General features: G+C 70.4%; 24 protein-coding genes. 19 read left to right on the top strand and 5 right to left on the bottom strand.

What is annotated here, in order from left to right; translation table 11 throughout:
* Positions 1 to 65 precede the first annotated feature (65 nt).
* The 9 genes from ACZ6TD_RS09285 (at position 66) to ACZ6TD_RS09245 (ending at position 9,369) form a co-directional block, all read left to right on the top strand.
* Positions 66 to 1,628 carry a sugar ABC transporter ATP-binding protein gene (locus ACZ6TD_RS09285; RefSeq protein ID WP_471352462.1) on the top strand — a complete coding sequence of 521 codons (1,563 nt, stop codon included), beginning with the start codon at positions 66 to 68 and terminating at the stop codon, positions 1,626 to 1,628.
* Complete coding sequence (locus ACZ6TD_RS09280) at positions 1,625 to 2,668, top strand: ABC transporter permease (RefSeq protein ID WP_471352461.1); 1,044 nt, start codon at positions 1,625 to 1,627, stop codon at positions 2,666 to 2,668. The genes ACZ6TD_RS09285 and ACZ6TD_RS09280 overlap by 4 nt, the downstream gene beginning before the upstream one ends.
* Positions 2,665 to 3,636 (top strand): ABC transporter permease, encoded by a 972-nt coding sequence (locus ACZ6TD_RS09275; RefSeq protein ID WP_471352459.1) that lies wholly within the window; start codon positions 2,665 to 2,667, stop codon positions 3,634 to 3,636. The genes ACZ6TD_RS09280 and ACZ6TD_RS09275 overlap by 4 nt, the downstream gene beginning before the upstream one ends.
* Positions 3,637 to 3,666: 30 nt before the next feature.
* Positions 3,667 to 4,743 carry a rhamnose ABC transporter substrate-binding protein gene (gene rhaS / locus ACZ6TD_RS09270; RefSeq protein WP_471352457.1) on the top strand — a complete coding sequence of 359 codons (1,077 nt, stop codon included), beginning with the start codon at positions 3,667 to 3,669 and terminating at the stop codon, positions 4,741 to 4,743.
* A gap of 11 nt (positions 4,744 to 4,754) precedes the next feature.
* Entirely contained in the window at positions 4,755 to 5,075 is a 321-nt protein-coding gene (locus ACZ6TD_RS09265; protein WP_471352455.1) for an L-rhamnose mutarotase, read from the top strand.
* A 321-nt stretch (positions 5,076 to 5,396) separates the two neighbouring features.
* Positions 5,397 to 6,842: a BNR repeat-containing protein gene (locus ACZ6TD_RS09260; protein ID WP_471352453.1), complete on the top strand. Its 1,446-nt coding sequence runs from the start codon at positions 5,397 to 5,399 to the stop codon at positions 6,840 to 6,842.
* Between the two features lie 2 nt (positions 6,843 to 6,844).
* Entirely contained in the window at positions 6,845 to 7,870 is a 1,026-nt protein-coding gene (locus ACZ6TD_RS09255; RefSeq protein ID WP_471352452.1) for a LacI family DNA-binding transcriptional regulator, read from the top strand.
* 109 nt (positions 7,871 to 7,979) lie between these two features.
* Positions 7,980 to 9,002: a LacI family DNA-binding transcriptional regulator gene (locus tag ACZ6TD_RS09250; RefSeq protein WP_471357580.1), complete on the top strand. Its 1,023-nt coding sequence runs from the start codon at positions 7,980 to 7,982 to the stop codon at positions 9,000 to 9,002.
* Between the two features lie 58 nt (positions 9,003 to 9,060).
* Positions 9,061 to 9,369, top strand: a complete 309-nt coding sequence (locus ACZ6TD_RS09245; protein WP_471352450.1) for a hypothetical protein — start codon at positions 9,061 to 9,063, stop codon at positions 9,367 to 9,369.
* 143 nt (positions 9,370 to 9,512) lie between these two features.
* Here the strand turns inward: ACZ6TD_RS09245 and ACZ6TD_RS09240 are convergent, their stop codons facing one another.
* A complete protein-coding gene (locus ACZ6TD_RS09240) occupies positions 9,513 to 9,872 on the bottom strand; it encodes a universal stress protein (protein ID WP_471352448.1) in 360 nt (119 codons plus the stop codon).
* A 33-nt stretch (positions 9,873 to 9,905) separates the two neighbouring features.
* Positions 9,906 to 11,465, bottom strand: a complete 1,560-nt coding sequence (locus ACZ6TD_RS09235) for a sugar porter family MFS transporter (protein WP_471352446.1) — start codon at positions 11,463 to 11,465, stop codon at positions 9,906 to 9,908.
* Positions 11,466 to 11,656: 191 nt separating this feature from the next.
* Between ACZ6TD_RS09235 and ACZ6TD_RS09230 the strand changes: the two genes are divergently transcribed.
* Positions 11,657 to 12,667 carry a LacI family DNA-binding transcriptional regulator gene (locus ACZ6TD_RS09230; protein WP_471352444.1) on the top strand — a complete coding sequence of 337 codons (1,011 nt, stop codon included), beginning with the start codon at positions 11,657 to 11,659 and terminating at the stop codon, positions 12,665 to 12,667.
* On the opposite strand, the gene ACZ6TD_RS09225 is transcribed toward ACZ6TD_RS09230, so the two are convergent.
* Both ACZ6TD_RS09225 and ACZ6TD_RS09220 read right to left on the bottom strand, forming a co-directional pair.
* Positions 12,638 to 13,759: an NAD(P)-binding domain-containing protein gene (locus tag ACZ6TD_RS09225; protein WP_471352442.1), complete on the bottom strand. Its 1,122-nt coding sequence runs from the start codon at positions 13,757 to 13,759 to the stop codon at positions 12,638 to 12,640. The two genes, ACZ6TD_RS09230 and ACZ6TD_RS09225, sit on opposite strands and share 30 nt — an antisense overlap.
* Before the next feature lie 7 nt (positions 13,760 to 13,766).
* The gene (locus ACZ6TD_RS09220) at positions 13,767 to 14,078 is read right to left on the bottom strand and encodes a hypothetical protein (RefSeq protein ID WP_191068478.1); all 312 of its coding nucleotides are present in this window, start codon (positions 14,076 to 14,078) and stop codon (positions 13,767 to 13,769) included.
* Between the two features lie 255 nt (positions 14,079 to 14,333).
* Between ACZ6TD_RS09220 and ACZ6TD_RS09215 the strand changes: the two genes are divergently transcribed.
* The 3 genes from ACZ6TD_RS09215 to ACZ6TD_RS09205 all read left to right on the top strand — a co-directional run bounded on the left by ACZ6TD_RS09215 (position 14,334) and on the right by ACZ6TD_RS09205 (position 16,067).
* Positions 14,334 to 15,164, top strand: a complete 831-nt coding sequence (locus ACZ6TD_RS09215) for a helix-turn-helix domain-containing protein (protein ID WP_471352440.1) — start codon at positions 14,334 to 14,336, stop codon at positions 15,162 to 15,164.
* A gap of 1 nt (position 15,165) precedes the next feature.
* The gene (locus ACZ6TD_RS09210; RefSeq protein ID WP_471352438.1) at positions 15,166 to 15,378 is read left to right on the top strand and encodes a DUF397 domain-containing protein; all 213 of its coding nucleotides are present in this window, start codon (positions 15,166 to 15,168) and stop codon (positions 15,376 to 15,378) included.
* A gap of 68 nt (positions 15,379 to 15,446) precedes the next feature.
* Positions 15,447 to 16,067 carry a class I SAM-dependent methyltransferase gene (locus ACZ6TD_RS09205; protein ID WP_471352436.1) on the top strand — a complete coding sequence of 207 codons (621 nt, stop codon included), beginning with the start codon at positions 15,447 to 15,449 and terminating at the stop codon, positions 16,065 to 16,067.
* Positions 16,068 to 16,086: 19 nt separating this feature from the next.
* On the opposite strand, the gene ACZ6TD_RS09200 is transcribed toward ACZ6TD_RS09205, so the two are convergent.
* Positions 16,087 to 17,211: an alpha/beta fold hydrolase gene (locus tag ACZ6TD_RS09200; RefSeq protein ID WP_471352434.1), complete on the bottom strand. Its 1,125-nt coding sequence runs from the start codon at positions 17,209 to 17,211 to the stop codon at positions 16,087 to 16,089.
* Positions 17,212 to 17,387: 176 nt separating this feature from the next.
* On the opposite strand from ACZ6TD_RS09200, the gene ACZ6TD_RS09195 reads away from it, so the two are divergent.
* From ACZ6TD_RS09195 to ACZ6TD_RS09170, 6 genes are all read left to right on the top strand, one after another.
* Positions 17,388 to 17,621 carry an alpha/beta fold hydrolase gene (locus ACZ6TD_RS09195; protein ID WP_471352432.1) on the top strand — a complete coding sequence of 78 codons (234 nt, stop codon included), beginning with the start codon at positions 17,388 to 17,390 and terminating at the stop codon, positions 17,619 to 17,621.
* Between the two features lie 301 nt (positions 17,622 to 17,922).
* A complete protein-coding gene (locus tag ACZ6TD_RS09190) occupies positions 17,923 to 19,053 on the top strand; it encodes a 50S ribosomal protein L11 methyltransferase (protein ID WP_471352431.1) in 1,131 nt (376 codons plus the stop codon).
* A gap of 464 nt (positions 19,054 to 19,517) precedes the next feature.
* The gene (gene mhpD / locus ACZ6TD_RS09185) at positions 19,518 to 20,351 is read left to right on the top strand and encodes a 2-keto-4-pentenoate hydratase (RefSeq protein ID WP_471352429.1); all 834 of its coding nucleotides are present in this window, start codon (positions 19,518 to 19,520) and stop codon (positions 20,349 to 20,351) included.
* Positions 20,348 to 21,313, top strand: coding sequence for an acetaldehyde dehydrogenase (acetylating) (locus ACZ6TD_RS09180; RefSeq protein ID WP_471352427.1), 966 nt, complete (start codon positions 20,348 to 20,350; stop codon positions 21,311 to 21,313). The genes mhpD and ACZ6TD_RS09180 overlap by 4 nt, the downstream gene beginning before the upstream one ends.
* Positions 21,310 to 22,374 (top strand): 4-hydroxy-2-oxovalerate aldolase, encoded by a 1,065-nt coding sequence (gene dmpG / locus ACZ6TD_RS09175; protein WP_471352425.1) that lies wholly within the window; start codon positions 21,310 to 21,312, stop codon positions 22,372 to 22,374. Before ACZ6TD_RS09180 ends, dmpG begins: the two co-directional genes overlap by 4 nt.
* Positions 22,375 to 22,466: 92 nt before the next feature.
* Positions 22,467 to 23,138 (top strand): TetR/AcrR family transcriptional regulator, encoded by a 672-nt coding sequence (locus ACZ6TD_RS09170; RefSeq protein WP_471352423.1) that lies wholly within the window; start codon positions 22,467 to 22,469, stop codon positions 23,136 to 23,138.
* Positions 23,139 to 23,566 lie beyond the last annotated feature (428 nt).

The raw sequence follows: 23,566 nt of genomic DNA, 5'->3' as shown, positions 1-23,566 counted from the left end.
AGCTTCCCGGAATCCGGCATTGAAACATTTCATTTGTTGCCCCTGCGTACGCGTCAGGAGACTCCGTGAGCCAGCCTGCTTCGACCGGTGTGCCGGTCCTCGCCCTCGAGGGGGTGAACAAATCCTTCGGCGCCGTACGGGCCCTTCGGGACGTCTCGCTCGAGCTCTTCGCCGGTGAGGCCCATGCCCTGGCCGGTGAGAACGGGGCGGGCAAGTCGACGCTCATCAAGACCCTCGCCGGGGTGCACCGGCCCGACTCCGGCCGGGTGCTGCTGGACGGCGGGCCGGTGGTCTTCCACGGCCCCGCCGACGCCCGTGACGTCGGCATCGCCGTCATCTACCAGGAGCCGACGCTCTTCCCCGATCTGTCCATCGCCGAGAACATCTTCATGGGCCGTCAGCCCCTCCGGGCCCTCGGCCGGATCGACCACAAGGCCGTACGGACCTCCACCGCCGCCCTGATGACACGGCTCGGCGTCGAACTCGACCCGGACCGGCCCGCCAGGGGCCTGTCCATCGCCGACCAGCAGATCGTCGAGATCGCCAAGGCGCTCTCCTTCGACGCCCGGGTGCTGATCATGGATGAGCCGACGGCGGCGCTCACCGGGAGCGAGACCGCCCGGCTCTTCTCGGTCGTCGAGTCGCTGCGCGCCGAGGGCGCCGCCGTGCTGTTCATCTCGCACCGCCTGGAGGAGATCTTCGAGCTCTGCCAGCGGGTCACCACCCTGCGGGACGGCCGGTGGGTGGCCTCCGAGCCGCTGGCCGGACTCACCCAGGACGCCCTGGTCCGCCGCATGGTGGGCCGGGACCTGGCCGAGCTCTACCCCAAGCAGGACAGCCGGGTCGGCGAGACCGCGCTGTCGGTGCGCCGGCTGACCCGTGAGGGCGTCTTCCGGGACGTCTCCTTCGAGGTGCGGCGCGGTGAGATCGTCGCGCTCGCCGGGCTGGTCGGCGCCGGGCGCACCGAGGTCGCCCAGGCCGTCTTCGGCGTGGACCGGGCGGACGCGGGCGAGGTGCGGGTCGACGGGGCGGTGCTGCGGCCCGGTTCGCCGACCGCCGCCATGGACGCCGGGCTCGCGCTCGTCCCCGAGGACCGGCGCCAGCGGGGCCTGGTGATGGAGATGTCCATCGAGCGGAACATCGGGCTGACCGGCCTGGACCGGCTGGGCCGCGCGGGGCTGGTGCAACGGGCGCTGGAGCGCGGCCGCGCGGCCGACTGGGCGGTCCGGCTCCGGCTGAAGTACGGCAGCCTCACCGACCACGTCGGGGTGCTCTCCGGCGGCAATCAGCAGAAGGTCGTGCTCGCCAAGTGGCTGGCCACCGAGCCCACGGTGCTCATCGTCGACGAGCCCACGCGCGGGATCGACGTGGGCACCAAGGCCGAGGTGCACCGGCTGCTGTCGTCGCTGGCCGCCGACGGCCTCGCGGTGCTGATGATCTCCTCCGATCTGCCCGAGGTGCTGGGCATGGCCGACCGGGTCCTGGTGATGCACGAGGGCCGGCTGGTGGCCGAGATCCCGCGCGCCGAGGCCACCGAGGAGTCCGTGATGGCCGCCGCGACCGGGCTCACGGGTGGCGCCGAAGGCGCCGGTGTCACGAGCGCCACCGCAGAAGGGACCCGCACGTGAGCGTGACCATCGAGAAACCCGACAAATCCGCCGCCGCGCCGGAGTCGGCACGCTCGGCGCGCTCGCTCGTCGACGCCGTCTTCCGCGCGCGGGAGATCAGCATCGCCGGGGCCCTGGTGCTGCTGGTGCTGTTCACCTGGATCGCCGAACCGCGCTTCCTCGACGACCAGGGAATCAAGGACCTGCTGCTCAACGCCGCCATCCTGGTGCTGCTCGCGGTCGGGCAGTCGGTCGTGGTCATCACCCGTAACATCGATCTGTCGGTCGGCTCCGTGGTGGGTCTGTCCGCCTTCGCCTGCGGGAAGTTCGTCTCCGGCACCGACCACGGGGTGCTGACGGTCTTGGCTCTGGGCCTCCTCGTCGGCGCGGGCTGCGGCATCGTCAGCGGTGCGCTGGTGAGCTTCGGACGGGTGCCCGCGCTGGTGGTGACCCTCGGGATGCTCTACATCATCCAGGGCGTCGACTACTGGTGGGCGCAAGGGGAGCAGATCAACGCCGCCGACGTGCCGCAGTCCGTGCTGGACCTCGGCAGCGGCAGCGTGCTGGGCATCCCGTATCTCCCGCTGATCGCCTTCGTGGTGCTCGCCGGGACCGCGTACGTCCTGCGCACCTACCGCGGCGGCCGTGAGCTGTACGCCATCGGCTCCAGCCCGGAGGCCGCCCGGCTGGCCGGGGTGCCGATCCGGCGGCGGGTGCTGGCCGCGTATCTGTTCTCCGGCGCCGTCTCGGGCTTCGCGGGCGCGCTGTGGCTGGCCCGGTTCGGCACCGTCGTCGCCGACAACGCCCACGGCTGGGAACTCACCGTGGTCAGCGCGGTGGTGGTCGGTGGCGTCGCCATCGTCGGCGGCACCGGCACGGTGTGGGGCGCGGCGCTGGGCGCGCTGCTGCTCACCACCATCGGCAGCGCCCTGGCCGTGCTGAAGGTCGACTCCTTCTGGCAGGACGCCATCGCGGGTGCGCTGCTGCTGGCGGCCATCAGCGTGGACCGGATCGTACGGGTGCGCATGACCCGCGCGCTGAGGAAGAGGAGCGCACGATGAAGCTCAGGTGGGACACCGCCGTCGGGGTGCTGCTGGTGGCCGTCTTCCTCACCGGCCTCGGCACCACGGACGGCTTCGCCGGCCGCGACAACCTCGCCTTCGCCTTCAACGACATCGCCGAGGTGGCGCTGATGGCGCTGCCGATGACGCTGCTGGTGGTGGCCGGGCAGGTGGATCTGTCGGTGGCCTCGATGCTCGGCCTGTCCAGCGCGCTCACCGGCCAACTGTGGGACGCGGGCTGGGCGTTCGAGACGATCGTGCCGATCGTGCTGCTGGTCGGAGTGGCCGGCGGGCTGCTCAACGGCTGGCTGGTCACCCGGGTCGGGCTGCCCTCGCTGGCCGTCACCATCGGGACCCTCGCGCTCTACCGGGGGCTGGCCTCGGTGGTGCTCGGATCCAACGCCATCACCGACTTCCCCGAGACGTACGCCAAGTGGGCCGTGGACACCACCACCGTGCCCGGCACCTTCCTCACCTATCCGGTGACGCTGTTCATCGTGCTGGCCGCCGTCGCCGCCGTGGTGCTGCACGCCACGGGCGTCGGCCGGTCGCTGTTCGCCATCGGCGCCCAGGAGGACGCCGCCTACTTCGCGGGCATCCGCGTCAAACGCGTCAAGCTGCTGCTGTTCGTGGTCAGCGGGCTGATCTCGGCCTTCGCGGGGATCGTGTTCACCCTGCGGTACGGCAGCGCGCGGGCCGACAACGGCCAGGGCTTCGAGATGCTCGTCATCGCCTCCGTCCTGCTGGGCGGGGTCGACTTCGACGGCGGCAAGGGCACGCTGTTCGGCGCCGTCGCCGGGGTGCTGCTCATCGGCGTCCTGAAGAACCTGCTGACCCTCAACGACGTGGCCAACGAGGTCCAGGTGATCGTCACCGGGCTGCTGCTGGTGGCCTCCGTCCTCGCCCCCCGTCTGATCACCACCGTGAGCGCCTGGCGTCACCGGCGCGCCGCCGCCTCGACCAGCTGATCCACCCACGCACCGCGAAAGGTCTCCCACATGAACAGCTCTTCCGCGCGCCGCCGCGCCGTCGCCACCGCCGCCGCGGTCTGTGCCCTGGCCGTGGCTCTGGCCGGCTGCGGCGGCACCACCAAGAAGGACAACGACAACAGCGGCCCCGCCAAGACCGATGCCAAGGCCGACCCCGGTGCCCCCCTGAAGAAGGGCCTCAAGCTGGCCTTCCTGCCCAAGCAGATCAACAACCCCTACGAGAAGCTCATCGACAAGGCGGGGATCACGGCCGCCGGAGAGTTCGGCGGCAAGGGCAAGGAGGTCGGCCCGTCCGACGCCAGCGCCTCCTCCCAGGTGTCGTACATCAACACCCTGGTCCAGCAGCGCCAGGACGCCATCCTGATCGCGGCCAACGACCCCAACGCGGTGTGCGGCCCGCTCAAGCAGGCCATGAAGAAGGACATCAAGGTGGTGGCGTACGACTCCGACACCGCCCCGGCCTGCCGCCAGCTCTTCATCAACCAGGCCAGCTCCGAGGAGATCGGCCGCAGCCAGGTGCGGCACCTGGCCAAACAACTCGACTACAAGGGTCAGATCGCGATCCTCTCCGCCACCCAGAACGCCACCAACCAGAACACCTGGATCCGCTTCATGAAGGACGAGCTGAGCAAGCCCGCCTACAAGAACATGAAGCTGGTCAAGACGGTGTACGGGGACGACGACGACCAGAAGTCCTTCCAGGAGACCCAGGGCCTGCTCAAGGCGTACCCCAAGCTCAAGGGCATCATCGCGCCCACCACGGTCGGCATCGCCGCGGCCGCCCGCTACATCAGCGGCTCCTCGTACCACAAGGTGGTGCTGAACGGTCTCGGCACGCCCAACCAGATGCGCAAGTACGTCAAGGACGGCACCGTCGAGCAGTTCGCGCTCTGGGACCCCAAGAAGCTCGGCTACCTCGGTTCGTACGCGGCGGCCGCGCTCGCCTCCGGGCAGATCACCGGGGCCGAGGGCGAGAAGTTCAAGGCCGGGACGCTGGGCGAGTACACGGTCGGCAAGGACGGCGAGGTCATCCTCGGGCCGCCCACCGTCTTCGACAAGTCCAACATCGACAAGTACCACTTCTGAGGCGGTCGGCGATGCGGCGGGTGTGCTTTCTGCTGAAGGTCCGCCAGGACCGGATCGAGGAGTACCGCGAGCGGCACGCGGCCGTGTGGCCCGAGATGCGGGCGGCGCTCTCGGAGACCGGCTGGCACAACTACTCGCTCTTCCTGCGCGAGGACGGGCTGCTCGTGGGCTATCTGGAGACCGAGGACTTCGAGGCGGCCCAGGCCGCGATGGCCGCCACCGAGGTCAACGCCCGCTGGCAGGCCGAGATGGCGCCCTTCTTCGAGGCGCTCGACGGAGCGAAACCGGACGAGGCGATGAGGCCGCTGACGGAGGTCTTCCACCTCGCGTAGGCGCGGGACGCGGCGGAGCGGATGGCCCCCGGCCGGAGGCCGGGGCCCCCGGTCCTGCCGGGCCTAAGCAGGTCGAGCGCCCCGAAGGGGCGCGGGGAACTGCGCGACCAGCCACGACGGCGCCGCAGTCGGCCGACCACGCATGGCGACACTTCCAGTGGAGCGCTGAGCGCGGCCTCCGGCCTCGTCCGGCCCCAGGGGCCGGGGTGTCCCCCGGAATTCACGGGGTCCAGGGGCGGAGCCCTTGGTTCGGGAAGGGGCGGGGCGGGGACAGAAAGCTCGCTCCGCCCCCCCCACAAGCGCACCAGGAAAGGAACGGACATGAGACCACTGCCCATCGCCGTCCTGGCCACCGCCCTGCTAGCCGCCGCACCCCCGGGCGCGGGCGCGAACGCGGACACGAGCACAGGCGCGGGCTCCGCCGCCGCTCCCGGCCCGGCCGTGCGTCAGCTCGCCGACACCCAACTCGACGCCAAGGCCCTCTACTTCGTGTCGTACGACGGCCTGGTCAACAACAACGCCTTCCAGAAGAACGGACTGCTCACCTACAAGGGCTATCAGTACGCCGTCTGGTACACCGCCGACCGCAGCGCGGTCATCGGCCGCCGCGCCCTCACCCAGCCGAACTGGCAGACCGTCACCCTGCCGCACCGGCTCACCGCCGACGACTCCCACAACGTCATCTCCATGGGGATCTCGCGGACCGACGGCCGGCTGCACCTGAACATGGACTCCCACAGCAGCGGCTTCTTCTATGTGAAGTCGGTGGCCGGGCTGGTGGACGACCCCGCCGGACACCCCTGGACCACCGGCCAGTTCGGCGCCGTCCAGACCACCCTCGACGGCCTCGCGCTCACCTCCCAGTTCACCTACCCCCAGTTCATCGCCACCCCCGAGGGCCGACTTCAGCTCAGCTACCGCGTCGGCGTCTCCGGCAACGGCCGCAACGCGCTCGCCGAGTACGACGGCACCCAGTGGCGGGCCCTCGGCGAGTGGTCCTCCGCCACCGGCACCTACAGCAGCGAGCACGGCTCCAGCACCGCCCGCAACATGTACCTGCACGGCATCGACTACGGGCCCGACGGCCGGCTGCACGCCTTCTACACCTGGCGCGAGCAGAGCAACGCGGTGATGTGCGCGAGCGGCGGTCTCACCAACCACGACACCGGCTACGTCTACAGCTCCGACCGCGGCCGCACCTGGCGCACCGCGGCGGGCGCCGTCGTCGGCACCACCGGTGGCTCCGACACGGTGGCGGTCGGCGACGCCGGAACGGTGGTCGACCCCCTGGGCCCCGACCACTCGCTGATGAACCAGGAGAGCCAGGCCACCGACTCCACCGGAGCGCCCCACGCCCTGATCAGCTATGTCCCCGGCCGCTTCGGACAGTGCACCACCGACTACGTGGCCGACCGGACGAAAAACGGCCGCACCTTCCACGTCTTCAAGGACACGGCAGGCACCTGGAAGAAGACCGAGATCCCGGTGGCCCCCGGCTCCACCCAGCGCAGCCACCTGGTCTTCGACGCTTACGACAACGCCTACGCCGTGATGCCGTACGGCCGGATCGTGGCCGCGTCCAAGTCCTCGGGCTGGACGGACTGGAAGACCCTCTACGACGGCGGCGGGCTGAACGCCTTCGGCGAGGTCGTCGTGGACGACACCCGGCTCGCCCAGGACGGCGTCCTGTCGTTTCTGTACCAGCGGAAGTCCAGCGGCACCACACCCTCCGCCCTCCGCGTCGTCGACTTCGCCCTCCCCTCCTGACGATGGCACCAGGCGTGGGCATCAAGCAGGTGGCGCGCGAGGCCGGGGTCTCGGTCGGCACGGTCTCCAACGTCATCAACCGCCCGGAGTCGGTGTCCGAGGGGACCCGGGCCCGGGTGCTGTCCACCATCGAGCGCCTGGGTTACGTACGCCAGGAGTCCGCGCGCCAGTTGCGGGCCGGCCACAGCCGGATCATCGCGCTGCTGGTGCTGGACATGGCCAACCCGTTCTTCGTGGACGTCGCGCGGGGCGCGGAGCGTGCGGCGCGGGAGGCGGGTCTTGGGGTGATGGTGTGCAACAGCGCGCAGAGTCCGGAGGAGGAGGCCGACTACCTCGGGCTCTTCGCCGAGCAGCGGGTGCGCGGGGTGCTGATGACCCCGGCCGATATGACCGGGCGCAACCTCGCCTCCTTCCGGCGGCAGCCCATCCCCTTCGTCCTCGTCGACCGCGTGCTGCCCAGCGCCGAGGGGTGTTCGGTGTCGGTCGACGACGTCACCGGCGGTGAGCTCGCCGCCCGCCACCTCCTGGGCCTCGGCCATCGCGCCCTCGCCTATGTGAGCGGGCCGATGCGGCTGGCCCAGTGCCGCGACCGCCGCGAGGGCGCGCTGCGCGCCCTGCGCGAGCGGGGGCTCGGCGAGTCCGCGCTGCGCCATGTCGAGGTGGACCGGCTGGACGTGGCGTCCGGCCGGGACGCGGGGGCCCGGCTGCTGGGCATGTCCCCGCGCCCGACGGCGGTGTTCTGCGCCAATGACCTGCTGGCCCTCGGGGTGCTGCAGTCGCTGTACGGGGCCGGGGTGTCGGTGCCGGGGGAGGTGGCGCTGGTGGGGTACGACGACATCGAGTTCGCGGCGGCGGCCGCGGTGCCGCTGACGTCGGTGCGCCAGCCGGCGTTCCGGATGGGGCGTACGGCGGCCGAGCTGCTGATCGAGGAGACGGGGGAGCGGGCCGGGGACCACCGCCACCAGCGGATCGTCCTCCAGCCCGAGCTCGTCGTCCGCGGATCGAGCCTGGTGCGCTCCCGGGGCTGAGCCGGGGCCCGCGGCGGCCCGGTCCTGCCCGACCGGTCGAACAGCGCACTACGATGTTCCCGCGACCGCGGTGGGTCGCGGGAAGGCGGAGGCCCGGGTCGTGGGACGCATGGTGGGGATCAAGGACGTCGCGCGGCAGGCGGGAGTGTCGGTCGGCACCGTCTCGAACGTGATCAACCGGCCCGAGATGGTCGCCGAGGCCACGCGCGACCGGGTGCAGGCCGTGATCGAGCGCCTGGGCTACGTACGCCAGGAGTCCGCGCGCCAGCTGCGCGCCGGGCGCAGCCGGATCATCTCGCTGCTGGTGCTGGACATGGCGAACCCGTTCTTCGTGGACGTGGCGAGCGGTGCGGAGCGTGCGGCGCGGGAGGCGGGTCTTGGGGTGATGGTGTGCAACAGCGCGCAGAGTCCGGAGGAGGAGGCCGACTACCTCGGGCTCTTCGCCGAGCACCGGGTGCGCGGGGTGCTCGTCACCCCGGCCGATGTCACCGGCGCCAACCTGGAGGGCTTCCGGCGCCACGACATCCCGTTCGTCTTCGTGGACCGCGAGGTGCCCAGCGCCGACGGCTGCTCGGTGTCGGTCGACGACATCGAGGGCGGTGCGCTCGCCGGCCGCCATCTGATCGCCCAGGGCCACCGCTCCGTGGTCTACGTCAGCGGCCCGATGCTGCTCCCGCAGTGCCAGGACCGGTACACCGGGCTGCGGGGCGCGTTCGCGGAGGAGGGGCTGCCGGAGGAGGCGATGGTGCACATCGAGGCCGAGCGGCTGGACGTGGCCTCGGGCCGCGACGCGGGCGCCCGGCTGCTGGGGATCTCACCCCGGCCGACGGCGGTGTTCTGCGCCAACGACCTGCTGGCGCTGGGGGTGCTGCAGGCCCTCTTCGCGGCCGGGGTGTCGGTGCCGGGGGAGGTGGCGCTGGTGGGGTACGACGACATCGAGTTCGCGGCGGCGGCCGCGGTGCCGCTGACGTCGGTGCGCCAGCCGGCGTTCCGGATGGGGCGTACGGCGGCCGAGCTGCTGATCGAGGAGACCGGCGACGAGGCCGCCACCCACCAGCACCGGCGGATCGTGCTCCAGCCGGAGCTGGTGGTGCGGGACTCGACGTTCGCGTCCAGAGCGGGCGCTGGCTGACCCAGACGATGACGGCCACGCCACTCACACGGAACTGCCGTCAGCCGGCGGAGAAGTAATGGCCGTTGTCCAAATCGGCGAGCAGGCGCGCGGGGTGGACGAGACGCTCGAGCATGTCGCGGCCGGCCGGGGCATCTCGTTCCTGGCCCGTTCGGCGACGGTGTTCTACTCACATCCGGACATCAGTTACGTGCCCGTCCCGGATCTGGCGTCCGACCAGGTGTGCCTCGCGGTGGCGGCATCGCACACCTCGCCGGTGGTCGACGACTTCTTCACCGCGGCTCAGGCGGCGGCCGAGATCACGGCAGAATGTGGGAACTATGAAATGTGGCAGCTTGGAGGCGGTGCCGTTTCAAAGCACGATTGAGCGGCTCGGCTGACAACAGCAGCGCCAACAGAGGGTGCGCGGTGGTGCGCGACTCAAACGGAGCTGCACCCATCGGGAAGGGCCCCGGCCCCGAGCCGGGGCCCTTTCTGACGCCGGGGCCCTTCCCGACGCACGGGGCCCGGTCAGACCGGGGGCTTGACCGTGACGACGGGGACGGGGCTCTCCAGCAGCAGCCGCTGGCTCACACTGCCCAGCAGCGCCTTGCCCACCGGCGATCGCCGGCGGAGGCCGATGACGAGCCGGTCGACGTCCGGCCGGGCCTCGATCTCGTCCAGAACGGCGTCGACCGGGTCGCGGTCACCGGGACCGCTGCGTTCGACGACCGTGGTGTCCAGGTCTTCGGGCACCCCGGAGCGGTCCAGCGCCGACAGACGCAGATTGACCAGTACCAGATCGGTGCCCAGCAGCCGGGCCTCGGCGATTCCCGCGGCCAGCGCGTGGTCTCCCTCGCGGCCCTCGGCGATGGCGGTGATGACGGTCATGGTGGGTGGGCCCTTCTCTCGGGGCAGGGCGGGTCAGGAGTAGCGGGCGCGGAAGTCGTCTTCCAGCTCTTCCAGCGAGCGGCCCTTGGTCTCGGGAACACAGGTCGCGATGAAGACGATGGCCAGCACGCCGAAGGCGGCGAAGGCGAGGAAGGTGTTCGAGATTCCCATCGCCTTCACGACGGGCGGGAAGCCGAGCGCGACCAGGGCGTTCGCCATCCACAGCACGAAGATGCTGATCCCGATGGCCAGACTGCGGATCTTCAGCGGGAACATCTCGGAGAGGATCAGCCAGACCAGCGGACCGATGGTGGCCTGCATGGAGAAGACGAAGAGCACGACGAACACGAGGATGAACCACGCCTTGGCACCGCCCTCGGGCATCAGCATCGCGGAGAGCCCGACGAGCAGGTGGAAGGTGGTGGTCAGGGCGAACCCGCCGAGCAGCATGGTGCGTCGCTTGAGCTTGTTGATGACCGACACGCCCACCGCGATGCCGATGACGCTGAAGGCGCCGTTGAGGGTGTTCGCGATGATGGCGGAGTCGCCCGAGAACCCGGCGTCCCCGAGCAACTGCGTACCGTAGTACATGACGGAGTTGATGCCGGTGAACTGCTGGCAGATGCCGAGGCCCGCCCCGATCAGGATGAGCAGGCGCACCCATCGCACCCCGAGGTCCACCCGGCCCGCGGTCTTGGCGACCCGCTCCTCCTCGGCGAGCCGGTGGACCTCGGCCATTTCCGCTCGGGCCCGCTCGGGGGTGCGAACCTGGGACAGCACCGCGAGCGCCTCCTCGTCGCGGCCCTGGGAGACCAGCCAGCGCGGGCTCTCCGGCAGCCGCAGCATGCCGAGGAACAGCCCGATCGCCGGTAGGACGGCGACCAGGAGCATGAGCCGCCAGATGCCGTCCGTCTCGCCCCAGAGGTTGAAGATGACCGCGTTGATGACGAACGCGGCGAACTGGCCGGTCACGATCATCACCTCGTTGCGGGTGACGATGGAGCCGCGGCGTTCGACCGGGGCGATCTCGGCCAGGTAGACCGGGACCGTCGCCGAGGCACCGCCCACGGCGAGGCCGAGGATGAACCGGAAGAGGGCGAGGACCTGCCAGCTCGGTGACAGGACGCAGCCCAGGGTGCCGAGCATGAACACCAGGGACAGCAGCAGGATGTTGTGGCGGCGGCCGTGCCGGTCGGACAGGACCCCGCCGATCATGGCGCCGAAGGCGGCTCCGAAGACGAGGTTGCTGACGACGATTCCCTCGGTGAACGCGGTCAGCCCGAGGTCGGCGGTGAGCGGGTCGAGGGCACCGTTGACGACGCCGGTGTCATAGCCGAACAGCAGTCCGCCGAAGGTCACGATGACGGCGACCAGTCCGAGCCGTCGGGAATGGGGGCCTTTGGTGTCCGCGGGCAGTTCGATGGATGTCGGGTGGGCAGGGGTTCCGGTCATGGCTGGTGCTCCCCGACGCTGTCGGTCGTCAGGCCGATGTTCATCGTCGTGTCTCCTCGTGGAGGCGGCGGAAGGTGTGGTGGCGCCCCGACAGGTGCGGTTGTTTCCCGGTGTCGAGTGAGTGGCCGCCCAGCCAGCCACGATCGTGCGGCTGCGGAGAGCCTTTGTCTGTTTGTCAGTACAACTAGTACGTACAAGTGCTACGTACTATGGGAGCGGCGTGTGACGCATGTCAAGACATGAAGCGCGAGGAGGCAGGGATGGGGGATCCAGGGGGCACCGGCCCCTCGGGCGGGCCGGGAACCTCGGCGGGGCGCCTCAAACGACCGACCATGTCCGATGTCGCCGCGCGCGTCGGTGTCTCGCAGGCCCTGGTGTCACTGGTGTTCCGCAACCAGCCCGGCGCGAGCGCCGAGACGCGCCGGCGGGTGTTCCGGGCGGCCGAGGAACTCGGCTACCGCCCCGACACCGCCGCCCAGCTTCTGCGGCGCACCCGGAGCCGGCAGTTGGGCGTGCTGTTCACCATGCGCCATCCGTACGACGTGGGCATCGTCGAGGCCCTCTACCCCGCAGCCCAGAAGCACGGCTACACCCTCGTGCTCAATGCCATGGTCGCCACCCGCGGCGAGCGTCAGGCGATGGAGGAGCTGCTCGGACTGCGCAGTGAAGCCGTCATCACCATTGGCGCGACGTCCAGTTGGCAGCACCTGACCACGGGCGTCGGCCGGACCCCCATCGTGGAGATCAACCCGCGCACCAGGGCCGCCGGTGTGGACGTCGTACGGACCGCGGAGCACAAGGGGATACGCCAGGCCGTCGACCACCTCGTGGCACTGGGACACCGCGCCATCGCGCACATCGACGGCGGCGCCATGCCCGGCGCCGCCGAGAGGCGACGCGGCTACCGCGCCGCCATGCGCCGCCACGGACTCGCCGACCACATCCGGGTCCACCCCGGCGACTACACCGAGGAATCCGGCGCCCGCGCGGCCCGGGACCTGCTCGCGCGACCCGAACCGCCCACGGCGGTCATCGCCGGGAACGACCGCTGTGCGCACGGTCTGCTCGGCACGTTGCTGCGCGCGGGCGTCCGGGTGCCCGAGGACGTGTCCATCGTCGGCTACGACGACAGCCAACTCGCCCGGCTGTCCTTCATCGACCTGACCTCCGTACGGCAGGAGGCCGCCGAGGCGGCCGAACTCGCCGTCCGGGCGGCCGCCGAACGGCTCGACGAGGGGCGCACCGCCGACCGGGACATCGTCCTCGACCCCACCCTCGTGGTCCGGGGGAGCACCGGCCCGCCCCGCACCCGGTCAACGCCCGACGGCCACCTTCTCCGGTGACCGCTGGTCGACCGGCGGCGCCGGGCGCCGGTCGGCGTCCAGCAGTGCCTGGATCTCGTGTACGGCCGCACGGCCCGCCCGGTTGGCGCCGACCGTGCTGGCCGACGGCCCGTAGCCGACCAGATGCACCCGCGGATCACGGACCGCCCGGGTCCCCTCGACGGCGATTCCGCCACCCCGCTCACGCAGCCGCAGCGGGGCGAGATGGTCGATCGCGGCGCGGAAGCCGGTGGCCCAGAGGATCGTGTCCGCCTCGACATGACGTCCATCCGCCCAGGCCACCCCGTCCGGGGTGATCCGCTCGAACATCGGCAGCCGGTCGAGGATCCCCCTCTCCCGGGCACGCAGCATCGGCTCCGTCAGGGGCAGCCCGGTCACGGACACCACGCTCTGCGGCGGCAGCCCCCGCCGCACCCGCTCCTCGACCAGCGCCACCGCCGCCCGCCCCTGCACCTCGCCGAACGGCCCCTCGCGGAACACCGGCGGGCGCCGGGTCACCCAGGTGGTCCCGGCCGCCACCTCCGCTATCTCCAGTAGGTGCTGCACCCCGGAGGCACCGCCCCCGACGACGATCACCCGCCGCCCCGCGAACGCCTCGGGCCCGGGGTACTGCGCGGTGTGCAGTTGCCGCCCCCGGAAGGTCTCCTGCCCGGGGTAGCGGGGCCAGAACGGCCGGTCCCAGGTCCCGGTCGCGTTGATCAGCGCCCGCGCGGACCACGTCCCGGCCGAGGTCTCGACCAGCAGCCGGCCGTCGTCCCCGTCCCGTACGGCGTCGACGTGCACAGGGCGGACAACCCGCAGCTCGAAGGCGCGCTCGTAGCGTGCGAAGTAGGCCGGGATCACCTCGGACGAGGGTCGCTCGGGATCGGCGTCGTCGCTGGTCAGCCGCATGCCGGGCAGGTCGTACATCCCGTGCACCTTGCCGTACGTCAGCGAGGGCCACCGGAACTGCCACGCCCCGCCGGGCGCGGGCGCGTGGTCGAGCACCACGAAGTCCGTCCCGGGCTCGTACCCGGCCCGCCGCAGGTGGTAGGCCCCGGACAACCCCGCCTGCCCGGCACCGATGACCACGACGTCCACGCTGTTGTTCATGCTTCTACTAACTCTGCTCGGGTGCGGTCTCTTCCCGGTCCTCCAGCCGCCGCCCCCGGCTCTCCGCCACCCGCAGCGCGTCATGCAGCGCCTCGGCGAGCCGATGCCCCACGAAGCGGAGCTCACGGGCGCTGGCCCGGTGGTCCCGGAGCAGTGGTCGCGCGTGTCCAAGAAGGTCGGCCCCGGTGCGAAGCTGTACGGCCTCCATCTCGTCGGCCAGCCGGGAGAGGTAACTGGTGCCGGTGTCGTCGGTGACGAGGAAGCAGGGCTGCCCGTTCTGTCCGGGCCAGGGCAGCAGACGGGGGCGTGATGAAGGCATGAGGGCTCCGTGGCGTTCCGAGGTTCGGCTACCGCGAGTGATGGGGCGGTGGCGGAAACAGCTTCACGGCCGTAAGAGTTGCTGTGCAAGAGCGATTGAATTTCTCGCTTGAGATGGCATATGTGACCGAGTGGGCTGTTGTCAGAACAAAGCGGGTTTCCGGTGCCAGACTCGGAACTCGCACCACGGCATGGCAGGCTCAACCCACCGGGAGGCATACTCGTGGCAGCACCAACAGGACCCACAGTGCGTCGCATGCAACTCGGCTGGGAGCTCAAGCGGTTGAGAGACAAGGCCGGATTCACCCTGGCGGAGGCGGTGGACGGATTGACGTTCTCCCCTTCGAAGCTCCATCGCGTGGAGAACGGGCTGACCGGTCTCAAGACCACTGCGGAGCTGCGGACTCTGCTGGACCGCTACGGAGTCGAGGAAGAGGACGACGTGGATTTCCTGGTGGAGATCCACCGGGACTCGCTCAACCGGGGCTGGTGGTCGCTCTATCGCAGCGTCCTGCCGTCCGGCATGGGGATGTACATCGGGCTGGAGAGCGGCGCTCGAAGCATCCGGGCCTGGCAACCGAACGTGGTCCTCGGGTTGTTGCAGACCGAGCGATACGCCCGTGAGTTGTTTCAGGCGGCGAAGTCCATCGAGGAGACGACGACTGAGTTCGTCGAGCGACACATCCAGATCCGTATGGAACGTAAGAGGGCCCTGACTCGCAGGGAGGGCCCGCTGGAGCTCTGGGCCATCCAGGACGAAGCCTCGCTGCGCCGGGTGGTCGGGAACCCGGACGTGATGCGCGAGCAGTACGAGGAGATCATCAGGGTCGCTCAACTCGACAACGTGACTGTTCAGATCCTCCCGATGTCCACGCCCACTTACCGTCCAGGTTCCAACTTCACCCTCCTGGAGTTCGGTTCCCCGTTGCCGACGGTCGTGCAATCTGATGTCGCCGATGGGTCCGACATCAGCGACAAAGACACCACGATCTGGTCCTTCTCTCGCAGGTTCGAGGGCTTGCGCGCAGCGGCTCTCGCTCCTGGTGAGACACCAGCATTCCTACAACGACTAGCACGAGAGGTCTGACATGACCCACCGCATAGCGTCCGACACCGCGCCGGAACGCGCATGGTTCAAGTCCTCCTACAGTGAGGCGAACGGCACCGCGTGCGTGGAGATCGCTCACCTGCCCCACACCGCCCAGGTCGGCATCCGCGACTCCAAGGACAAGGGCGGCCCCGCCCTGGTCGTTCCAGCGCGGGCCTGGGCGGATTTCGTGGCCGCCGTTCGAAGGGCCTGATGGCTGCGCGGGCGGGTGCGCGAAAACCGTTCGCGGAACGCACCCGCCCCCAACTACCGTGTCCCGACGTGGACATTGACGATCCCAAGGACGTGGTCAGGCGCGGTTACGACGCGCTCTCCCGCCACTACGAGCAGTCCTACGCCACCGAAACCAAGTACCAGCCCTGGCTCGGCGCCCTTCAGGAGCGCATCCCGGCCACCGCCACCGTGCTGGACCTGGGGTGCGGCCATGGCGTACCGGTCGCCCGCGTGCTGGCCTCCGCGGGACACCGGGTGACCGGTGTCGACATCAGCGGGGTGCAGATCAGCCGGGCGCGGGAACTCGTGCCGGAGGCCGAGTTCCGCCAGGCCGATGCCACGGAAGTGGAGTTCCCGGCGGCCTCCTTCGACGCCGTGGTCTCCCTCTACGCCCTGATCCACATCCCCCTGGCCGAACAACCTCCGCTCCTCGCCAGGATCGCCACCTGGCTCCGGCCCGGCGGCTGGTTCCTGGCCACCACCGGGCACACCGCCTGGACCGGCACCGATGACAACTGGCTCGGCGGTGGCGCCACGATGTGGTGGAGCCACGCCGACGCCGCGACCTACCGGACGTGGCTCACCCAGGCCGGACTGACCGTCGAGGGAGAGGAATTCGCCCCCGAGGGCGACGGCGGCCACGCGCTGTTCTGGGCGCGGCGACCGTGACGTGTCCCGGGATCCCGTCTCAGTCGACGGGGCTGTCCCCATCGGACTTCTGCCAGGCGCAGCTACCGAGCGTGGCCCGGCCCTTCTCGACCAGCGGGTCGGCGATCCGGGCAGGTGGCATGGCGCTGTGGCCCCGGTAGCAGATGACCGTGCGGTCCGTGTGCCCGGCGAGGTCGACGAGGATCTGGTCCCAGTGCCGGTACTGCACATCGTGACCCGTGTCGGCGTAGCTGCGCACGGCCGGGTCGCCGGGCAGGTGCTGCTTCCAGATGTCGATCGTGCTGGGCGGAACGGTCGTGTCCTTCTTCCCGCTGTAGAGGATGACGGGAGCCGTCAGCTTCGACAGATCGGGGCCGGGCCGCTGGCAGTAGAGCTTCTGCTCATGCACCTGGGGTGCCGGGTCGGACTTCTGGCCGCGCTGGTTGTAGGTGCGGGCGCCGTCCTCGAAGGCGGTGTCGGCGAAGCCGGGGATGCGCTTGGTCGGGCTGTCGTCCGGGAGCGCCCACCAGACGCGGGGGTCGGCGATCTGCTTCTCCAGCGACTTCCCCAGCTCCTCGTCGGACATCGAGCAGTAGGGACGCTGGGGGCCGTACGGCGGCAGGGCGGCGGCCAGGTGCAGTGACGACACGCGGTCCGGGGCCAGGGACGCCAGCTCGGCGGCGTAGGGACCGCCGCCCGAGATGGCGATCACACTGACCTTGCGCACCCCGATACGGTCCAGTACCTCAAGCGCGTCCTTCGCGAAGTCCGCCTTCCCCAGGCTCTTGTCGAACTCCGTGTCCCCGAAGCCGTTGCGCTCGACCGATATCAGCCGCAGCCCGAGGGACTCCCGGGTGCTGCGCAGGAAGTCCGTCATATGGGCCACCCGTGCGCTGGTGCCGGTGCCTCCGAGGTAGAGCACCGGCTTTCCGTCCCGGGGGCCGTCCTCGATGTAGTGGGCGGTGCGCCCCGAGCCCAGTTTCAGCGCCCGGACCTCGGGGCCGAGCGAGTCGAAGTCGTCCTGGATGTGGACCCGATGGACATCGGTGGCGCGTGGCTCCCGTGGCGCGGTGGCCGTGGCGGTGGTGCTCACGGCTCCGGAGCCCGTGAGCAGGACGGTGGCGACGGCGGTGGCGGCGATCCCGGTGACGAGCGCTCTGGGCATGTATCTCTCCTGGTCGGAGGGGAAGGCGGGGTGATCGGGCAGGACGAACGCCACCTACCCCCTCTGATCCGGAAGACACCAGGCGGGGGCGACATCTGGGACCGTCTCACCCCGACCAGCGGCGCCGTATCGACGACCTGGACGCCGCGGCCGCCCCGCGCCGGATCCACGTGCCCGTGCTGATCCTCCGCGGCGTGTGCGACTACAAGGATCCGGCCATCGCACGGGAGTATCGAGACACCTTCCCGAACGCCGCCCTGCACACCATCGACGGGGCCGGACATGTCATCGAAGCCGACCGCCCCGCCGCCTACCGTGACGCGGTCACCGCCTTCCTCACCGGCCCGGCCGCCGTTTCGCGTTATAAGCCTGTCGCTCCAATAATCACGGATAACCATCCTGACTATTAGTGGCGACTATTTTCGGACGCCCCGGCGCCGGATCCGGCGGTCCATCCGCGAAATTCAGCCGAATTCACTTCCGGAAGCAACCTCCCGCGTTATCGTGAACATGTCAATTTCCTGTCGTACAGGGCCACGGGCGGCTGTGACATGGAGTGTTCGTTCGGGTCGCACCCGGACTCTTTAACATCGCTTTAACCGTGCTATGTTCGGACTTTATTCGTTCATGGCGCATTTCATTCCTAGGGAATTCCGGGTTTTCGAGGCTGGCATGCTGGTCCTGAAAAGTCGCTCAGGGAGAGGTTGAAGAATGCAGCATTCCTTCATCGCGGAGTTAGCCGCGCCGGGGCGCAAGGTGCCGGTACGGGCATGCGATCCGGAGGCGCACCCGGTGTGGCTGTTCGCCTCGATCGGCGAGTACCCGGTGTACGACGACGTCGCGTACGAAGTGATGATCAAGGACGAGCGCCGGATGAACCGGTATGCCGAAGCCGTCCGGCGCTACGCCCCCGGCCGGACGGTGCTCGACATCGGCACCGGAAAGGACGCGCTATGGGCGCTGGCCGCCGCCCGTGCCGGAGCGCGCCAAGTGTGGGCGGTGGAGGTCATCCCCCAGTCGGCGCGGATCGCCCGGAAGACCATCGAGGAGGCGGGCTTCGCCGACCGGATCACGGTGGTCGAGGGGCTGTCCACCGAGATCGAGCTCCCCGAGCCCGTCGACATGTGTGTCTCGGAGATCATCGGCACGCTCGGCGGCTCCGAGGGCGCGGGCTCGGTGCTGTGGGACGCGCGGAAGCGGCTGGTGAAGCCCGGCGGGATGTTCATCCCGCACCGCAGCGCCACCACCGCCGTCGCGCTGGACCTGGACAGCGCGGGTCGCGGTGAGCCGCCCGGCTTTCCGCCCTTCGTCTTCCGCTATGTGGAGGAGGTGTTCGCCTCGGTGGGCCGCCCCTTTGATCTGCGGGTGGTCCTGGAGGGGCTGCAGGACGATCCGACGGTGCGGGAGCGGTCGTATCTGTCCCGCCCGGTCGAGGTGGAGCCGCTGGAGTTCAACGGCGACCTGGACCCGGAGGGCATCGACGGCGCCGAGCTGACGTTCACACGAGCGGGCACCTTCTCCGGGCTCGCACTGGGCATGCGTCTGTGGGTGGCCGAGGACGATGAGCCGATCGACTCGCTGGTGCAGTCGAGCAGTTGGACCCCGGTGTACGCGCCGCTGTCGGAGGAGGGTCTGCCGGTGCGGCCGGGCGACCGGTTCGAGTTCGACTTCACCACGACGCTGAGCGACGACGGCGTGCACCCCGACTACGCGCTCACCGGCGAGTTGCACCGGGCCGGCGGCCCGACGGTGCCCCTGAGCTGGAGCTCGACCCACCACGCGGACGGCTTCCGTGCGACGCCCTTCTACCGCTCGCTGTTCCCCGGGCCAGAAGGGCCCTGACGCCACGCCATCGTCAGCCGCCCGCCACCTCGGCGGAGGCGACGGCTTCCCGCGTGGCAGCCGCTCGTCCACCGCGATCACTCCGCCGGTGTGGTGTCCGACCAGGTGGAACGTGTCCAGCCCGAGCCCGTCCACCAGGTCCTCGACCCGTCGGCGAACATCTCGACGCTCTGGTCGTGATGGCGGGCCCGCACCTCTGGTCGTACTTTGTACGGAACACCTTGGGGCGCCGTCAAGAGGCGTTCGGCGGGGCAGGCCCCTCGTTCGGAGCGTTCCGTCAGGCGGTACGGGGCGCTGGACGGATACGGGTACGCGAGGTCAGGGTCACCTCACGCGATACGCCGCCACGCACCGCGTTCCGTGTGACGGAACGAAAGTTGGCTCGTGGTGGGCGGCGCGTCTATACCGGAGGCCACATCGGGAGCGCCGGGCCCCGGCCCATGTTCTTCTCCAGGAGGTAGCCCGTGCCGAATGTTCCCGACCACGTCCCGACGGACTCCCTCCCCGGGGTCGTGGTCAAGGCCGCCGACGCGCTCGCGGGCGCGGCCCGCGACGGGATCGCCTGCGCGCCGGTGCGCACGCTCCTGGACGACGGCGACATCGAGGCCGCCTACGCGGTACAGCGGCTCAACCTGCGACGCGAAGAGGCCGCCGGCCGCCGGATCGTCGGCCGGAAGATCGGCTTGACGTCTCCGGCTGTCCAGCGCCAACTCGGCGTGGACCAGCCGGACTTCGGCGCGCTGTTCGCGGACACGGCCGTGCCGGAGGGTGGCGAGGTGCCCGCCGGGCGGCTGCTCCAGCCCAAGGTGGAGGCCGAGGTCGCGCTCGTACTCGGCAGCGATCTGCCACACCGCCACTGCACCGTCGTGGACCTGCTGCGCGCCACCGACTTCGCGCTGCCCGCGCTGGAGATCGTCGACAGTCGGGTGCGGGACTGGGACATCTCCATCGTGGACACCGTCGCCGACAACGCCTCCTGCGGGCTGTACGTCCTCGGCGCCTCCCCGGTGCCACTGTCCGGGCTCAACCTGCGCTCCGTACAGATGACCATGACGCGCAACGGCGAGCTGGCCTCCCACGGGACCGGCGCCGACTGCCTCGGCGGCCCCCTCAACGCGGCCGTCTGGCTGGCCTCGGCCCTCGCCGAGCGGGGCGACCCGCTGCGGGCCGGCGACCTCGTCCTGACCGGGGCACTGGGGCCGATGGTCCCGGCCGCCCCGGGCGATGTGTTCCACGCCCGTATCTCGAACCTGGGCACGGTAGGAGTCGGGTTCGCCGCGGAAGGAGACCACCGGTGAGCAGCGAGACCAACACCCGCACCAAAGTGGCCATCATCGGGTCCGGCAACATCGGCACCGACCTCCTGATCAAGGTGCTGCGGCTCTCCGACACCCTGGAGATCACCGCGATGGCCGGGATCGACCCCGCCTCCGACGGTCTGGCCCGCGCCCGCCGCCTGAAGGTGGCCACCACCCACGAGGGCGTGGACGGGCTGGTGGCGATGGACGAGTTCACCGACGTGGACCTCGTCTTCGACGCCACCTCCGCCGGTGCCCACAAGCGCCACGAGGAGGTGCTGCGCCCCCTCGGCCGCACCCTCGTCGACCTCACCCCGGCCGCCATCGGCCCCTATGTGGTGCCCCCGGTCAACGGCGACGCCCACCTCGACGCGCCCAACGTCAACATGGTCACCTGCGGTGGCCAGGCCACGATCCCGATCGTCGCCGCGGTGGGCGCGGTCGCCCCCGTCCACTACGGGGAGATCGTCGCCTCCATCTCCTCCCGCTCCGCGGGCCCCGGCACCCGCGCGAACATCGACGAGTTCACCGAGACCACCGCCGCCGCCATCGAGCGCGTCGGCGGCGCCGCCCGTGGCAAGGCCATCATCGTCCTCAACCCCGCCGAACCGCCGCTGATCATGCGCGACACCGTGCACTGCCTGGTCTCGGGCTGCGCCACCGAGGAGGTCACCGCCTCCGTCGAGGAGATGGTCGGCCGCGTCCAGGCGTATGTGCCCGGCTACCGCCTCAAGCAGAAGGTGCAGTTCGACCAGGTGGGGGCCGACGACCCGGTGTGCTCCCTGCTGCCCGCCGAGGCCGCGCACACCGACGCGGTGAAGGTCTCGGTCTTCCTCGAGGTCGAGGGAGCCGCCCACTACCTCCCGGCCTACGCCGGAAACCTCGACATCATGACCTCGGCCGCGCTGCGCACCGCGGAGCGCCTGGCCGCACACCGCTCCGGCGAGGAGGCCACACGATGACCACGACCGACGCCGGCGCGACCGCCGACACCCGGCCCGTCCCGCCCGCCCTGTACGTCCAGGACGTGACCCTGCGGGACGGCATGCACGCCATCCGCCACCGCTACACCGTCGAGCAGGCCCGCACCATCGCCGCCGCCCTGGACGCCGCCGGGGTGGCCGCCATCGAAATCGCCCACGGCGACGGCCTGTCCGGCTCCAGCATCACCTACGGAATCGGCGCCCACACCGACTGGGACTGGATCGAGGCCGTCGTCGGAGCCACCGGTGCGGCGATCCCCACCACCCTGCTGCTGCCGGGCATCGGCACGTTGCACGACCTGAAGCAGGCCCACGCGCTCGGCATCCGCTCCGTGCGCATCGCCACCCACTGCACCGAGGCCGACATCTCCGCCCAGCACATCTCCGCCGCCCGCGAGATGGGCATGGACGTGGCCGGGTTCCTGATGATGTCGCACATGGCGGAACCGGCCGAACTCGCCCGCCAGGCAAAGCTGATGGAGTCCTACGGCGCCCACTGTGTGTACGTCACCGACTCCGGCGGCCGGCTCACCATGGACGGTGTCCGCGACCGCTTCCGCGCCTACCGCGATGTGCTCGACCCGGGCACCGAACTCGGCATCCACGCCCACCACAACCTCGCCCTCGGCGTGGCCAACACCGTGGTGGCCGTGGAGAACGGCGTCACCCGCGTCGACGCCTCGCTCGCGGGCCAGGGTGCGGGGGCGGGCAACTGCCCGCTGGAGGCGTTCATCGCCGTCGCCGACCTGATGGGCTGGAAACACGGCTGCGACCTGTTCCCCCTCATGGACGCCGCCGACGACCTCGTACGGCCCCTCCAGGACCGCGAGGTCCGCGTCGACCGCGAGACCCTCACCCTCGGCTACGCGGGCGTGTACTCCAGCTTCCTGCGCCACGCCGAGGCCGCCGCGGTCCGCCACGGGCTGGACACCCGCGCCATCCTGGTCGAGGTCGGCCGCCGCGCGATGGTCGGCGGTCAGGAAGACATGATCACGGATATCGCGCTCGACCTGGCCGCCCGCCCGGACAACACCTCCTGACCGCCGCCCGATCGGCGGGACGCCTGTACGGTGTGGTGTACGACGGCGTCGGTGTCGCCGGTCCCGGGTGGTGTGCGAAGAGGAGAGTCTCAGTGGCGGGTCAGCGGTCGAGTGGGAGGACGCTCACCGCTGAGCGGATCATCGAGGTGGCCACCCGGATCTGCGACGAGGAGGACATCGACGTACTGACCATCCGGCGGCTCGCCGCGGATCTCGGCGTGGGCGCCATGACGCTCTACAGCTACTTCCGCGGCAAGGAGGAGATTCTCGACGGGATCGCCGACTACGTCATGGGGAACTTCCGGCTGCCCACCGCCGAGGAGACCTCGCCCGAGGCGGTCGTACGGGCCCTGGCGCTGGCCTTCCTCGAGATGATGCGGGAGCACCCCAGCATCGTGCGGCTCTTCTCCACCCGGGTGAGCACCGGCCCGCGGTCCATGCGGGGCGCGTTCGAGGCGGTCATCGGGAGGCTGCGCGAGGCGGGTTTCGCGGACCGGGACGCGGTGCGCGTCTACGGCCTGATCGTGCAGTACAGCCTGGGTTTCGCCAGCTATCAGGCGCCCCGTCCGTGGGGGAAGGCCGACCATCCCGAGGCCGAGGAGCTGCGGCGTCGGCGCAGGCACTTCTACGGGACGCTGCCGCGCGAGGACTTCCCCCACATGGTGGAGCTCGCCGAGGAGATGACCACGCTGCCCAGCGACGAGCAGTTCCTCTTCGGGCTCGACTGCCTCATCGACGGCGTACTGCGGCACACCGGCGACTGAGCCTCGCCCCGTCCGTAGCTCCGTATCCCGTCCGTCTCTCGGTTTCCGTACTGCGTGCTGTCAGCAGCCTTGACCTCATACAGCGAACGGTACATAGTACGACCCACTTGCCATCGCTGAGCCGACCTCGCCTCGGCCCGGTGTCCGGCGGTTCTTTCCCCTCCCCGCCCCTTCCCACAACCAGGGGTTTCGCCCCTGGACCCCGGACGCCCTTCGGGCGTGTCCTCAAGCTCCCCCAGCTACCGCTGGGAGGTGCCCCCTGGCGGGCTGAAATCAGCCCCTCCGGCGCTTGAGGAGCGGGGTCTGGGGCGGAGCCCCCACGCGGCGGAGCCGCACATCGTCAGGTGTCGGGAAGGGACGGGGAGGGGGAAGCACCGATATGCGGCTCCGCCGCGTGGCCCGCCGCAGGCGTACGCGTACCGCCGGAC

Source organism: Streptomyces yongxingensis, from assembly GCF_055597465.1.
This window is presented reverse-complemented; position numbering and strand designations above follow the sequence as displayed.